Raw genomic sequence first — 14,767 nt, 5'->3', positions numbered from 1 at the left:
AAAAGAATTCCCCCTTTTTCTTTCTAGTGTTACTCATATACCTTTTCACTATACATCTTCTAATTATATCAATACAAACAAAAGGGACCAAACTTAATTGGTCCCTTTTTAATCGCTATATTTTTTATTATTAATTGGTAAATTCTAAGCAAAAATTTATCTTTTTCCTTTAATATAAGGAATACCGCTCGCTTTAGGAGCATTTGCTTTCCCTATAAATCCTGCTACTGCAAGAATCGTTAATGCATATGGTAAAATGTGCAAGTAATAGCTTGGAATTTGATCAATGTATGGTATTTGTCCCCCAACGATACTTAAAGCTTGCGCAAATCCGAAGAAAAGTGCTGCTCCAAGTGCTCCTAGCGGATGCCATTTACCAAAGATCATGGCTGCAAGAGCCATAAATCCTTGTCCATTAATTGTAGTGTGACTGAACTCTCCTGAAATCGATTGAGCATATACAGCTCCACCAATACCAGCCAGCATACCAGAAATAATTACTGCAATGTATCGCATTTTCTTTACATTAACTCCCATTGTATCTGCTGCCATAGGATGCTCACCTACTGCACGAAGGCGAAGACCAAATGGAGTTTTGTAAATAACAAACCATGCTAGAATAGCTACTGCAACAGCTAAAATAGAAGTAGAGTAGACATCCTTAAATAACATTGGTCCGATGATTGGTATTTCACTTAAACCAGGAATATCAAAACGTATAAAACGTTCTTGAATATAATCTGTTTGTCCTTTGTCATAGATCATTTTTACTGTGAACAATGCAATAGCGACACCTAACATATTAATCGCTACCCCAGAAATGGTTTGGTCTGCTCTAAACGATACAGATGCTACCGCATGTAGCAAAGCAAATATACCTGAAACAATCATGGCTGCAATAACTGCAACCCATGGTGTCATAGCGCCAAACGTACTAACGAAAGTCAGGTTAAAAATGATGGAAATAAAGGCACCCATAACCATCATACCTTCTAGACCAATATTAATTACACCAGATCTTTCAGAGAAAACTCCACCTATAGCAGTGAAAACTAAAGGGGCTGCATAGAAAATTGCTGATGGAACGATGAAATATAATACATCTAAAAAGCTCATTTAATTCGCCTCCTTTTTCTTACTAATCTTTTCAAGGAAATAGCGAATGACATATCCACAGGCAACGAAGAAAATAATAATCGCAATAACAATCGATACAATTTCTATCGGAACTCCTGCAGCGTTAGGCATATTAGTTGCTCCATATTTTAGAGATCCAAATAGTGTAGCACCAAAAATTACTCCTAGAGGTGTATTCGCCCCCAGTAAAGCCACGGCGATTCCATCAAACCCGATACCTGTGAAGGCACCTTTAGAACTTGCGTAACCAAATGTACCTAATGCCTCCATAGCACCAGCTAGACCGGCAAAAGCACCTGAGATAACCATAGATAAGATGATATTCTTAGAGACATTCATACCAGCATACTCTGAAGCATGCTTGTTAAATCCTACTGACTTCAATTCATATCCAGTAGTTGTTTTCTCTAAAATGAACCACATTAATAAAACCATTGCTAACGCAATAAATATTCCATAATGTAAACGAGAATAGTCTGTCATGCTTTGGAAGAAAGCAGACGTCAGTGAAGCGGTTGGTTTAATAGATTCCGTACTGTCGCCACCATCAGCAACGATTTTAATAAGCGCATTCGTTGTATGAAGTGCAATGTAGTTCATCATGATCGTTACTATTACTTCATGCACCTGAAGTTTTGCTTTTAATAATCCTGGTAGGAAAGCCCACAATCCTCCTGCAACGGCTGCAGCAAGTATTGCTAGTGGTAGATGTATGTACATTGGCAGGTCAAATGCAATACCGACGTAAGCCGCTGCAAACCAGCCTACAAGTAATTGCCCCTCCACTCCAATGTTAAACAGCCCAGTGCGGAAAGCAAACGCCACCGCAAGCCCTGATAATAGGTATGGTGTTATTTGACGTACTGTTTCACCCATTCTATAGGCATCTCCAAATATACCTTCCCATAGCGCAGCGTATCCCAAGATAGGATCGTATCCGCTTATTAGCATGACAATCGCACCCACGATTAACCCTAGTATTACGGAAATAACAGGGACAAGTATATTTACTACTCTATTCGACATGCTCTACATCCCCCTGCTTCTTATCTTTTTCTCTTGTTTGTCCTGCCATTAATAGACCAAGCTCTTGCTCTGTCGTTTCTTTAGGTAAAAGAGAATCAACAATTTGTCCATCATATATAACAGCAATTCGATCCGATACGTTCATAACTTCATCAAGTTCAAACGACAGAAGTAAAACAGCTTTCCCTTTGTCTCTTTGTTCTATTAAACGCTGATGAATAAATTCGATTGCCCCTACATCTAAACCACGAGTAGGAAGCGCCGCGATCAACAACTCAGGGTCACGTATAACCTCACGACCGATAATGGCCTTCTGTTGGTTACCTCCTGATAATGCTCGAGCCAATGTATGCTCACCTTGTGTACGTACATCATATTCTTTAATAATTTTTTGCGCTAAGTTAGATACTTTTTTGTAATTTATAATTCCTCTTTTAGAGATAGGCTCTAAATAATAGGTTTGAAGAGCAATATTGTGACCAATTGGAAAATCTAAAACTAAACCATGTCTATGTCTATCCTGTGGAATATGTCCAACTCCCGCCTCTGTCACTTTACGAGGTTTTTTGTTTGTAATATCTATTCCATTTAGATTTATAGATCCACTCTTAGACTTACGAAGACCAGTAATTGCCTCAATTAGCTCGCTTTGACCATTTCCGTCAATCCCTGCTAAACCGAGAATTTCACCTTTGCGAACAGTTAAGTTTAACCCTTTAACCTTTTCAATACCTCTATAGTCTGTCACTATTAAGTCTTTAATGATCAATGCTTCTTCCTTAGGTTTAGCTTCGCCCTTAACTGTTTTAAATTCAACCTGACGTCCAACCATAAGCGATGCCAATTCGTTTGGATTTGTTTCTGCTGTTATAACAGTACCAATTCCTTTACCTTTACGAATAACCGTGACTCTATCCGACACATCCATAATTTCTTTAAGTTTGTGCGTTATTAAAATGATAGATTTACCTTCTTTAATAAGACGCTTCATAATTTGAATAAGCTCATTAATCTCTTGAGGAGTTAAAGAGGCTGTCGGTTCATCAAAAATTAGTATTTCAGCACCACGATAAAGCGTTTTCAAAATTTCTACCCGCTGTTGCATTCCTACGGAAATGTCCTCTATTTTTGCATAAGGGTCTACATTTAATCCGTAAGTTTCTGACAGTTGCTCTATTTTACGTGCAGCATCCTTAATATTTACGACACCGCCATTAGTTGGTTCGTTACCTAAAATAATATTTTCCGTAACTGTAAAGTTTTCCACTAGCATGAAATGCTGATGAACCATTCCAATTCCCAGGTCATTGGCAACGTTTGGGTCCGTAATTTTCACAGACTTACCTCTTACTTTTATGTCGCCTGCTTCTGGTTGATACAGACCGAATAATACGTTCATGAGAGTGGACTTTCCTGCTCCATTCTCTCCTAAAAGAGCATGTATTTCTCCCTTTTTCAATTGAAGGGTTATATTATCATTTGCTACGAAAGTTCCAAACTCTTTCCGAATGCCTAGCATTTCTATTACATAATCCAATGAATTTCACTCCCTACTTGAATACTAGTACTAAATTAATACAGGAAAGACTTTAAATATTTAAAATCTTTCGTCCATTAATTTAAAATATCATAAAGACCGAGCAAGTCGGCCTTTATGATGTTAAGTCAAATTATTCTACAGTTTCAGGAACTACGATTTCACCAGAAGCGATTTTTTTAGAATATTCTTCAATTTTCGCTAAAACATCCTCAGGAATAGCTCCACGTGAATCAGCAAGCTGAACACCTTCTTCTGCTAAACCGTAAGTAACCGTTTTACCACCTGGGAATTTCCCTTCCATTGTTTCTTTTGCAATGTTTTGTACTGCTACATCAACACGTTTTTGCATAGAAGTAAGCGTTACATTAGTGTCGCCAACTGCTCCTTCTTCGTATTGGTCAGAGTCAACTCCAATAACCCATACGTTAGCATCTTTATCTTTTGTTTTACGTTCTTTAGCTTCTGCAAAAACACCATTACCAGTTCCACCAGCTGCGTGGAAAATAATGTCTACGCCTGAAGAGTACATACGATTTGCTGTTGTTTTACCAAGAGCTGCATCGTCAAATTTACCAGTATACTGAACATCTACTTTGATAGTGTCATCAACTGCTTTAACTCCTGCAAGGAAACCTGCTTCAAAGCGTTCAATAACAGGAATTTCCATTCCACCAACAAAACCAATTTGTTTTGATTCAGACATTAATGCTGCTGCTACTCCAGCAAGGTAAGAACCTTCTTGTTCTTTAAACATTACAGAAGCAACGTTTGGAGCATCAACTACTGCATCAATAATTGCTAATTGAGCATCTTTTTGCTGTTCAGCAATTGTAGTGATAGGCTTTTCCATCAAGAAACCAATACCATAAACTATGTCGAAGTCACGACGAACTAAGTTAGTAATATTGTTGATATAATCTGCATCTGATTGTGATTGTAAATAATCGTAACCGCCATCGCCTTTTTTAAGACCATGCTCTTTACCGAATGCTTCAATACCTTCCCAAGCTAATTGGTTGAATGATTTATCATCTACTCCACCGACGTCTGTAACCATTGCGATTGAGATGTCTGCTGTTTCTTCAGTTCCAGTACCAGCATTAGAACCTTCCTCTTTTTTTGTTTCCTCATCTTTAGAACCACATGCTCCAAGAATTGTACCAGCAGCTAAAACAAGTGATAAGCCTAAACCAAATTTACGTTTCGTCAACTTGAAAACCCCCATTATTTTTCTTCTTAGCAGGAACTACTTTTTTACACCCTTTTCCGAACTACATGAAAGCTAAATTTGTCTGCTCGAAAATAATTTTTCGAATATAAAACTACACGATCATTCTCATCATAATGCAATTGTTTTAAAATCAGCAACGAAGTCTCTGGATCACAATTTAAGGTTGGTGAAGCTACTTCATGATATCCCACTGGATCAATGAAGGTAACCGCATGCGAAATCCTTATATCACCTGATTCCTCCAATGCTGTAAAAATAGAGCCTTCTTTTCTTATAAGAAAATCTGCCGGTAAATAATATTGTGGAACTTTATCGATACAATATACCACTGGTTCACCATCTGCAGTTCGGACCCGCTCCATTGTAACAACGGTCGTATCCTCCTCACACTGGAATCGTTTTGCATCATCTTCAGATGCTTCTGATTCCATTGAACTAAGGTAAATAGTACCAGGCTCCATCCCTGCGTTTCTAATCATCGCCGAAACACTTGAGAGTTGTTCAATCCCTGATGTAAAAACAGGCTTTGAGTTAACAAAGGTTCCTACACCATGTCTTCTTACGATAATATTTTCTTCCTCTAGCACTCGCAGAGCTTCTCGTAAAGTTGCTCTACTTACCCCAAGAAGCTTGGCCAATTCAAATTCAGAAGGTAACTTCTCCTTTTCTTTGAAAATCCCTTTTTCAATGTCTTGTTTAAGACGATCGATTACTTGTAGGTATAAATGCCTTTGATCCATTTTTATTGTCATTTAAAACACCACCATTATGAAGAGATCAGACCTCTGATGTAAAACTTTCCTACTAATCAGTACATACTATACCACTTTTAATCTTTTAAATAAATACTTTATTTACGAAATTATTATTTGTTTTTACGTTGTTAATATATAAATGTAATCATTTTGTCATAATATATCTCTTAATGTGTGATACTAATTGATAAAAACCCTTGAAAACACTGAATTTTGCCAGTGTTTTAAATTGCTTCACATTGTAGTAAAAAAAAGGAATTATATATAAAAATTACATTCAAAATATAGTAATAAATTTTATTTAGCCTTACTGTTTTAAATCTTTAAAAAACAAATTTTTCTTAGAAGCATTTTACATTTACCAACTTTTGGTAGTCACCTTCCAGGAATGCACGATAACCCCTCTGCTTTGCTTACGCATGTTTGTAATGTCTTGAAAAATAAATTATTTATTCTTTAGTAATTAAAAAAGATAATCGAGTATAGAACTTCTCGATTATCTTTCGTATGTTTGCATATGTTATTCCTCATAAATGGTTAGCACATTTTTTACAATGGATCTTGGTCGTAATCTTGTTTTGATATTAACACTTGTCTTGGTTTACTTCCTTCGTATGGTCCTACGATTCCACCCATTTCAAGCTGATCAATAATACGTGCAGCCCTAGAATATCCAACACGGAAGCGTCTTTGGATCAAGGAAACTGAAGCTGTTTGCATTTCCATGACTAGTTGTGCGGCATCATCATACAGTTCATCTCGATCTAACTGCTCCTGCGATTCTTCCACTTCATCTGGAATCATTTCCTCTTGGTAGTTTGCCTTTTGCTGCTCAATTACAAAATCGACAATTCTCTCTACTTCGGCATCTGACAAATAGGCGCCTTGTACACGAACAGGCTTAGAGCTGCCAGCTGGTAGGAAGAGCATATCCCCTCTACCTAGAAGTTTTTCTGCTCCACCCATATCCAAAATAGTTCTCGAATCTATGGAAGAAGATACCGCAAATGCAATTCTTGAAGGTATATTAGCTTTAATGATTCCTGTAATAACATCCACACTTGGTCGTTGTGTCGCTATTATCAAATGGATTCCAGCTGCACGGGCCATTTGAGCGAGTCGTGTGATAGAATCCTCTACATCACTTGAAGCTACCATCATCAAATCAGCTAGCTCATCGACTATCACTACAATAAATGGAAGTTTAGGATGCTTCTCTTCATTTTCTTCATTCCATTTTTCTATATGGTCGTTGTAGCCTTGGATATTTCTCGTCCCTGTATGGGAAAATAAGTCATATCTTCTTTCCATTTCAGAAACAATTTTTTTCAATGCCTGGGATGCTTTTCTTGGATCCGTAACTACGGGTGCTAACAAATGGGGAATCCCATTATAGACGTTAAGCTCAACCATTTTTGGATCAATCATCATCATTTTAACTTCATGCGGTTTTGCTCGCATCATAATGCTTGTTATAATCCCGTTTATACAAACACTTTTCCCGCTACCTGTCGAACCGGCAACAAGTAAATGAGGCATTTTGTTTAGTTCGGCTAATACTGCCTGTCCGGTAACATCTCGACCAAAACCTATTAATAGTTTTTGGCTTGGCTTATTATTCTCTTTTGCCTCTAGTACTTCTCGTAAGCTTACGATTGCCACTTCTTTGTTTGGTACTTCTATCCCTATAGCAGACTTCCCTGGTATTGGAGCTTCAATTCGGATATCTCTAGCCGCTAAAGCAAGTGCTAAATCATCGTGAAGACTTACGATTCTACTAACCTTCACTCCTACGTCAGGAAGTACCTCATACTTAGTAACTGCAGGCCCTAAATGGACTTGCATGACTTTTGCCTTTACCCCAAAGCTTAAGAACGTTTGCTCGAGCTTTTTAGCATTAGCTTGAATTGCATTTAACTCTCCACTTTGATCATTGTGCTCTGGAGAATCTAATAGATTAATACTCGGCAACTGATAATCTTCGTTTTCCAGTTCATCCGCATCCATATTAATCTCAATAGGTTCTGTTGGTTCTGTCGATTCATTTGTCTCATCTTTTCTTGTGATTCTCTCTGTAAAAGCAGAAATAATCGGAGAAGATGGGACTTCTGTTTCTTCTTGTGGCGGATGATTGGAGTCAAGTATGGTAACAGCTTGCTCCGACTCTTCTTGTACTGCATCTTTACGAGATCTGCGCGAAACCTTCTTCTGCTCCGTTGAAGGCTTTTTCTTTTCAGCTTTTGGTCGGTTCTTAAAGCTTTCAGCCATCTTAGGAGATACTTCTACCAAATAAGGTACAAGTGCTTTTCCTGTCAAAAGAACGATACCAATTAATAAGAGTAGCCAGCTAATAACTTTTGCACCAGCAGAGTCAAACAACACATGGAATGAGGCAAACAGAATAGCCCCAATCATACCTCCACCTAGAGAACTACTTCTATTCGTAATACCTCCACTTTCTACTAAGACCCTGTAGCTTTCCCTTAGAACAGAGTTCGTCATCAGTGCCTTGCCCTCAAACAGTTGCTCAAAAAGTGCTAAATGACTGAATATTAGTAAGCTGCTTAAAATAAAGGCTCCACTTAATAACAAGCGATGATTCCACGGTGGAAAGGATTGTTTGATCATTATAATAAGAGCATAAATAACGAACATAAATGGTATCGAGATATGCCAATTTCCAAATAAAAAATACCCAATATAAGCGAGTACTTCTCCAACTAAGCCATATTCAAAGAATGAAATAACTGCGATTCCCAATATGAGAAGCCCTATTATTTCAAACATTAAAGGATGAAGGGATTTCTTCTTACTTTTATTTTTGTTAACTTTTTTCTTTGTTTTCTTCTTTGCCAAGAATATCACCTGCTTTGCATTAAGTATTCTCTATTAGGATGTCCCTAACAGGTAAAATATAACAGCTTAAAAAGATAAAAAAGATTTCCTTCCACTGGGGAAAGGAAATCCTGATTTTTAGATATCAATATTCCATGATAATTGGAATAATCATCGGACGTCTCTTCGTTTGTTGGAATAAATATGAATTTAGCGTATCACGGATTTCTTGTTTAATGTTTGTCCATTCAAACGTTTCTTTATTCACATATTTTTCAACAATTGTTCTTACTAGTTTAGCTGACTCGTCCATCAACTCTTCTGATTCTCTTACATATACAAACCCTCTAGAAAGAATCTCAGGCCCTGATGCTATTTTCTTTTGTGCACGGTTAAGTGTAATTACTACAATGAATATTCCATCTTGAGATAATAGCTTACGATCTCTTAAAACAATATTCCCTACGTCTCCTACACCAATGCCATCGATCAGGACGTTACCTGCTTGTACTCTTCCACTCATTCTTATCTTCCCATTTTTATATTCCACGATGTCGCCTTTATCAGCAATAAAGATTTCTGACTTAGACATCCCGATATCTTGGGCTAACTTAGAGTGAGCAATAAGCATACGATATTCCCCTTGAATTGGGATAAAGTATTTAGGCTTTGTTAAATTTAACATCATTTTTAAATCTTCTTGACTTCCATGCCCAGATACATGGACATTTTTACTGGAAGTCAACACTTTGGCACCAGCCTTGGCAATCAAGTTCATCGTATTAAATACGCCAACCTCCATACCTGGTGATGGTGTAAATGTTATTAACACGGTATCTGTATCTTTAATCTTAATATCTTTATGATGCTTACGTACCATTTTTTCTAAAGCTTCTAAAGGTTCTCCTTGATTACCAGATACAATGATTACTATTTGTTCATCGTTATACTTAGAGATTTCCTTTATAGGTATGATTGTGTCCTCTGCTACCGTAAAGTAACCAAGGTCTAACCCTATTGCAAAGATATTTTCCAAGCTTTTGCCTGCAATAGCAACTTTTTTTCCTGTTTCCGTTGCTTTGTCTAGTACTTGTTGAATTCTTATAAAGTTGGATGCATATAAAGATACTAGAATACGACCTTTAGCAGCGTGGAATGTTTCAGATAATTGGTTTTCGATTACTGCCTCTGATGTTGTGTGTCCGGGTCTTTCTGCTTCTGTTGAATCAGACATTAATATAAATACGCCTTCTTCACCCAGGCCAGCCATTTTAGCAATATCAGGACGGTACTTCCCTCTAGCAGACTGATCAAATTTAAATTCACCAGTATGCACAATTGCACCTTCAGATGTATGGAATACGATACCTAAAGAGTCTGGAATACTGTGTGTGGTATGAAAGAAAGTTACGTGTGTGTTTTGGAAGTTCATACGACTTTTGTTTGTAACTTCAAAGTACTTTATTTGTTGTTTTACTGGCATAGCCTTTACATGCGTTTTTGCTAAAGCAATCGTCAGCTTAGATCCATATACAGGCGCCTGAATCTTTTGCAGTAAGTAAGCAATAGAACCAATTGCGTCTTCATGTCCATGCGTCAAAAATATTCCTTTAACACGATCCTTGTTTTCTTCTAAATACGTAATATCTGGAATAACTATATCGATTCCTAACATTTCGTTTTCTGGGAACATAAGTCCACTATCTACTATAAATATTTCATCGTCTATTTCTACTACGTACATTGCTTTTCCTATTTCACCAACTCCGCCGAGCGGTATAATACGTATAAGTTCATTTTTAGCTTTTACCAATTCTTTTCCTCCTAATTGTTAACCCGACCAACATCCACTATTTTTTATTATATCGGACGTCACCGTTTCACACAAATAAAAAAAGCTGAAGTTAGAACTCCAGCTTCTCATATCATTATTTCGTTTCCAAAAATTTATCCCAAACACGATCATAATCTAGCTTCTCTTCCTTGTTCATCTCAACTAAAGGAAGTCTCAAGGAGCCAACCTCTACGCCAATTTTAGAAAGTGCATATTTTACAACTACAGGATTCGGATGTTGAAATAATGCCTTTATGACTGGCAAGATTTGTTGATGGATTTTAGCAGCTTTAGCATGTTCCCCTTGGTGAAACTGCTGTATCATTTCCTGCATTTCGTTACCAATAACATGAGAAGCGACTGAAATAATTCCTTTCCCCCCAATTGAAAGTAAAGGTAAGGTTAAGCCGTCGTCCCCGCTGTACACAAGGAAATCCTCATTTGTTCCAGCTAAGATTTTGGTCATCTGATCCAGGCTGCCACTAGCTTCTTTTACAATTTGAATGGATGGTATCTTACTAAGGGAAATAATCGACTCTGGCTCCAAATTGACTACTGATCGCCCAGGGATATTATAAACAACAATAGGAAGCGTAGTAGCTGAAGCAATAGCCTCAAAATGGGCAATCATTCCTCGTTGATTAGGCTTATTGTAATAAGGAGTCACTATCATCAAAGCATCTACTCCGAGCGATTCCGCCTTTTGCGAAAGCTCAATAGATGCAGCTGTATTATTGCTACCAGTACCAGCAATGATTGGTACTCTTTTATTAACCTTTTCCACTACAAATTGTATAAGTTCTAATTTCTCATTTGTTGATAATGTCGGAGATTCTCCAGTCGTACCACTAACTACAAGAGAATCAGTTCCATTCGAAAGCAAGTGCTCAATAAGTATTTCAGTATTATGATAGTCAATAGAACCGTCTGAACTAAACGGTGTAACCATTGCTGTAGAAACATTTCCTATATTCATTCAACCACACCTCTTATTTAATTCTCTATATTTAATAGAAAAGCGCAGGCGCCTATGTCTGCCCCGACAGGCAAATGGGGAAATGCGAGGAGGCAGTTCCTCAGCCACCGCAAACGTTTTAGTTTGCGACGAGCAGCTTATATCCATTTGACCTGTGGAGCAAGGCTGCTAGCGCTTTTCCAAATGAATAGAGAAAAAACTCTCTCTAAAAATCTAAATATATTTAATGGAGTATATTTTATCATTATTAAAGGCAAGCGGTGCCACAAGTAGGGATAAGAGAAAGCTTAACACCACAACCACTTGGAAGTGATGGGTGGTTCCTTATCGATCCCCCCACAAACAAGCGACCTCTTAGATAAGCTAAAAACTATTCTTGCTTACAATATTTTCTCTTCGATTAATGCTTCAGCAATTTGAATGGAGTTTAGAGCAGCACCTTTTAATAGGTTGTCAGAAACAATCCACATATGGAAACCATACTCATTAGAAGGATCTTTTCTAATACGTCCAACGAAAACTGCATCTTCATCTTCTGAGAAATAAGGCATCGGGTATTGTTGCTCATTCGGATTATCTTGAAGAACAATTCCCTCTGCTTCAGATAACAATTGTTTAATATCAGAAACGGATACGTTCTCTTTATCTACCTCTATATACACCGATTCAGAGTGTCCTGTTACAACAGGCACCCTTACACAGGTAGCGGCAATCGAAAGTTCCGGAAGAGACATAATTTTTTTTGTTTCATTCATCATTTTGTGCTCTTCAAATGTAAAACCATCTTCATTAAAGACATCAATTTGAGGAATTACGTTACCTGCAATTGGATAATGCTTCTCCGCACTTTTTACAGGTAAAACTTCAGGATTTGGTTGTCTTTCTATTATTCTCTCACTTTGAGCAGTCAATTCTTGAATAGCTGCAGCCCCAGCTCCTGATACTGCTTGATAAGTCGAAACGATGACCTTTGATAGCCCATAATGCTTACGAATTGGTTCTAATGCAACAACCATCTGAATAGTAGAACAATTAGGATTAGCAATAATCCCTTGTTGCTCATTTAAAGCATATTTATTCACTTCTGGTACTACTAGCGGAACATCCGGATCCATTCGAAATGCGCTCGTATTATCTATTACTATAGCGCCTCTCTTACTAGCTTCCTTAGCCAATGCTTTTGAAATAGAGCCCCCCGCAGAAAAAAATGCTATATCAACACCTTCGAAAGCTTCTGGTGTAGCTTCTTCTATTGTATAAATTTTCCCGTCAATATCAATCTGTTTTCCTGCAGACTTTTTGGAAGCTAATAACTTCAAGGTAGAAAAAGGAAAGCTTCTCTTAACTAGTTGCTCTATAATTTTTTGACCTACAGCACCTGTAGCTCCTACAATAGCTGTTGTATAATTTTTTGACATGCAAAGCTCTCCTCTCAAAAATCAAAACATATTGGCGATATTGTATCATAAATTAAATAATAATACACTATTTTTAATATTTATAATTGATAGGCAATTAGTAAAGGCTGAATTTGCTTTGCATTTATTGCGTGTTCAACAGTAGGTACAATTTTTGTGAAATCTGCAATTAAAGAATTAGGTTTTTTATATGGATTGTCTTGACCAAAGGGGATAAAATAAATATTTTTTGTAGTGAGCAGCTTCATAATATTCGTTCCATTTAAGCCTAATGCATCGTTTGTGGATATACCTAGCACCACAGGCTTACCATTACGCAAGGTGGCCTTTGCAGCCATTAATACAGGTGAGTCTGTTTGTGCATTAGCTAACTTACTTATGGAGTTACCCGTCATTGGTGCAATAACCATACAGTCTAGTGGATTAGTAGGACCAAAAGGCTCTGCCTCTACTATCTTGGAAACTACCTTATTGCCACTAGCTGCCTCTATTTTTTCTACCCACTCTTCTCCTGTACCGAAACGAGTAGCAGCTGTTAAAACTGAAAAAGTGATGATTGGCACAACTGTCGCACCAACATCCGTAAATTGCTTAATCATTGGTATCACTTCCTCATACGTACAATGAGAAGCGGTGATTCCTAGACCAATACGTAGACCTTCTAACACTATTTTTCCTCCTCTAAAAAGCAAGATGCTTCAAAACAGACCTGGCAAGTAATTGTCCTGCATCTTGCGGAAAGTACATACCTGGCAAGCTGGTGGAGAGACTGTAATTCAGAGGGATGTTATTTTCGTTATCCAAGAGACAGCCCGGATTGGAGGCGAGGTCAAAAACTCGATTGAAAGAGGCTGCATTTTCATTCTTTAACCACTTGGTAGGGATTGTATTAACCAGATAGGCGTCCTTACCTTGCTGGTCCAAAACATTATCAAGGGTTACTATTTGATAGCCAGAGCTTTTAGCTTCGTAAAGTTGAAGCTCCGATCTAACAGAGATAATAACTTCGGCTCCCAAATGATGCAAAGCAAGTGCTAATCTTTTACCTACCCTTCCGTATCCGGTAATGATGAATTTTTTGTTATAAATTGCTTGTTTTTCATATAAGTAAAAATAATTGATAAAGCCCTCAGCAGTGAGGTTGGCATTTTCCCAAATCCATTCTTCGTCCTCTAAATAATAAAAGGGCTGAATAGTATCTTTTTTAGATTCCCTATCAATGCTTTCGTTTGTTTTACCTATAAAAAGGGTTTGACAACTGGGAGGCAATTCCAAGGAGCAATCTGTTTGGATTGGTTGAATCGGTAAAAAAATAACCTCTGGTTCATATGCAAAAATAGTTTCTCTGAGTTCTGTATCCCATGTCATCGTTGGATACAATTGAGTATCTAAATAGTCAGACACAGATTGTTGCAAAAAATTTAAGCGTGGGTCTGTTCCGATAATTGCAATTTTTTTCTTCATGGGTATACACTTGTTTCTATCGAAGAGTCAGTTTCATTGAACAAAATTCGATCTTTACCAATAAGAATTATTTCTTCCCAGGATATAAACTCTTTTCTCCTAGGAGCTTTATTGGATTGAAAAAAAGATGAAGATTTTTGATATAATTCAAACCCAAGTATTTTACCCGTTTGTGGATTAAATAATAATTCAGTGTCTGCCAGCCTTCCATATCTCGATCCATCTTTCACTTGAATAAGCTCTTTTTCTGCAAGTTCCGAAAGTAACAATCTGTCCCCTCCTCATTTAATCTCTACTTATGTATATGCCATCTTTAAAACAAAGTGAATTAAAAACCCATTAAAATAATGGGCTCCTAGTGCAACTAGGGGAGGATATTTTTTTAATCACTATAAAAAGAATTGTTAGTCAAAATCAACCAATAGCTTTAACAAAGCTTTTAAATAAAGGCTATGTTAAAGACTAGGGTTGATTTATGATGTGTTCTAAGTCGGCAAGTAGAATTGATTTCCGCGCCAGCCGGACGCTTTCCTCGGGGTGAGCGATAAGCC

At 37.4% G+C, this 14,767-nt stretch carries 12 protein-coding genes; all 12 read right to left on the bottom strand.

The features are described 5' to 3' along the window. Positions 1-156 precede the first annotated feature (156 nt). The 12 genes from Q0371_RS17080 to Q0371_RS17025 all read right to left on the bottom strand — a co-directional run bounded on the left by Q0371_RS17080 (position 157) and on the right by Q0371_RS17025 (position 14,485). The gene (locus Q0371_RS17080) at positions 157-1,116 is read right to left on the bottom strand and encodes an ABC transporter permease (protein WP_169358649.1); all 960 of its coding nucleotides are present in this window, start codon (positions 1,114-1,116) and stop codon (positions 157-159) included. After that, complete coding sequence (locus Q0371_RS17075; RefSeq protein WP_169358648.1) at positions 1,117-2,163, bottom strand: ABC transporter permease; 1,047 nt, start codon at positions 2,161-2,163, stop codon at positions 1,117-1,119. Then, positions 2,153-3,700 (bottom strand): ABC transporter ATP-binding protein, encoded by a 1,548-nt coding sequence (locus Q0371_RS17070; RefSeq protein WP_169358647.1) that lies wholly within the window; start codon positions 3,698-3,700, stop codon positions 2,153-2,155. Before Q0371_RS17070 ends, Q0371_RS17075 begins: the two co-directional genes overlap by 11 nt. A 133-nt stretch (positions 3,701-3,833) precedes the next feature. Further along, positions 3,834-4,913: a BMP family protein gene (locus Q0371_RS17065; RefSeq protein ID WP_298473322.1), complete on the bottom strand. Its 1,080-nt coding sequence runs from the start codon at positions 4,911-4,913 to the stop codon at positions 3,834-3,836. 44 nt (positions 4,914-4,957) lie between these two features. Next, a complete protein-coding gene (locus Q0371_RS17060) occupies positions 4,958-5,686 on the bottom strand; it encodes a GntR family transcriptional regulator (RefSeq protein WP_169358645.1) in 729 nt (242 codons plus the stop codon). Positions 5,687-6,238: 552 nt separating this feature from the next. Then, positions 6,239-8,545 carry a DNA translocase FtsK gene (locus Q0371_RS17055; RefSeq protein ID WP_298473318.1) on the bottom strand — a complete coding sequence of 769 codons (2,307 nt, stop codon included), beginning with the start codon at positions 8,543-8,545 and terminating at the stop codon, positions 6,239-6,241. Positions 8,546-8,669: 124 nt separating this feature from the next. Continuing rightward, positions 8,670-10,337, bottom strand: coding sequence for a ribonuclease J (locus Q0371_RS17050; RefSeq protein ID WP_251552879.1), 1,668 nt, complete (start codon positions 10,335-10,337; stop codon positions 8,670-8,672). Positions 10,338-10,452: 115 nt separating this feature from the next. Further along, positions 10,453-11,334, bottom strand: coding sequence for a 4-hydroxy-tetrahydrodipicolinate synthase (gene dapA, locus Q0371_RS17045; protein ID WP_251552880.1), 882 nt, complete (start codon positions 11,332-11,334; stop codon positions 10,453-10,455). A gap of 380 nt (positions 11,335-11,714) precedes the next feature. Then, positions 11,715-12,752, bottom strand: a complete 1,038-nt coding sequence (locus tag Q0371_RS17040; RefSeq protein ID WP_251552882.1) for an aspartate-semialdehyde dehydrogenase — start codon at positions 12,750-12,752, stop codon at positions 11,715-11,717. Between the two features lie 80 nt (positions 12,753-12,832). Continuing rightward, positions 12,833-13,420, bottom strand: a complete 588-nt coding sequence (locus tag Q0371_RS17035) for a dipicolinate synthase subunit B (protein ID WP_169358640.1) — start codon at positions 13,418-13,420, stop codon at positions 12,833-12,835. A gap of 13 nt (positions 13,421-13,433) precedes the next feature. Continuing rightward, entirely contained in the window at positions 13,434-14,216 is a 783-nt protein-coding gene (locus tag Q0371_RS17030) for an NAD(P)-dependent oxidoreductase (RefSeq protein WP_169358639.1), read from the bottom strand. Further along, positions 14,213-14,485, bottom strand: a complete 273-nt coding sequence (locus Q0371_RS17025) for a YlmC/YmxH family sporulation protein (RefSeq protein ID WP_169358638.1) — start codon at positions 14,483-14,485, stop codon at positions 14,213-14,215. Before Q0371_RS17025 ends, Q0371_RS17030 begins: the two co-directional genes overlap by 4 nt. Positions 14,486-14,767: the final 282 nt, after the last annotated feature.

This window comes from uncultured Psychrobacillus sp., assembly GCF_938022135.1.
GTDB lineage: Bacteria > Bacillota > Bacilli > Bacillales_A > Planococcaceae > Psychrobacillus.
This window is presented reverse-complemented; position numbering and strand designations above follow the sequence as displayed.

Bases quoted from the DNA above. Each gene is read 5' to 3' on its own strand.
- Q0371_RS17080 (WP_169358649.1), bottom strand. From the start codon at position 1,116: ATGAGCTTTTTAGATGTATTATATTTCATCGTTCCATCAGCAATTTTC.
- Q0371_RS17075 (WP_169358648.1), bottom strand. From the start codon at position 2,163: ATGTCGAATAGAGTAGTAAATATACTTGTCCCTGTTATTTCCGTAATA.
- Q0371_RS17060 (WP_169358645.1), bottom strand. From the start codon at position 5,686: ATGACAATAAAAATGGATCAAAGGCATTTATACCTACAAGTAATCGAT.
- dapA (WP_251552880.1), bottom strand. From the start codon at position 11,334: ATGAATATAGGAAATGTTTCTACAGCAATGGTTACACCGTTTAGTTCA.
- Q0371_RS17040 (WP_251552882.1), bottom strand. From the start codon at position 12,752: ATGTCAAAAAATTATACAACAGCTATTGTAGGAGCTACAGGTGCTGTA.
- Q0371_RS17030 (WP_169358639.1), bottom strand. From the start codon at position 14,216: ATGAAGAAAAAAATTGCAATTATCGGAACAGACCCACGCTTAAATTTT.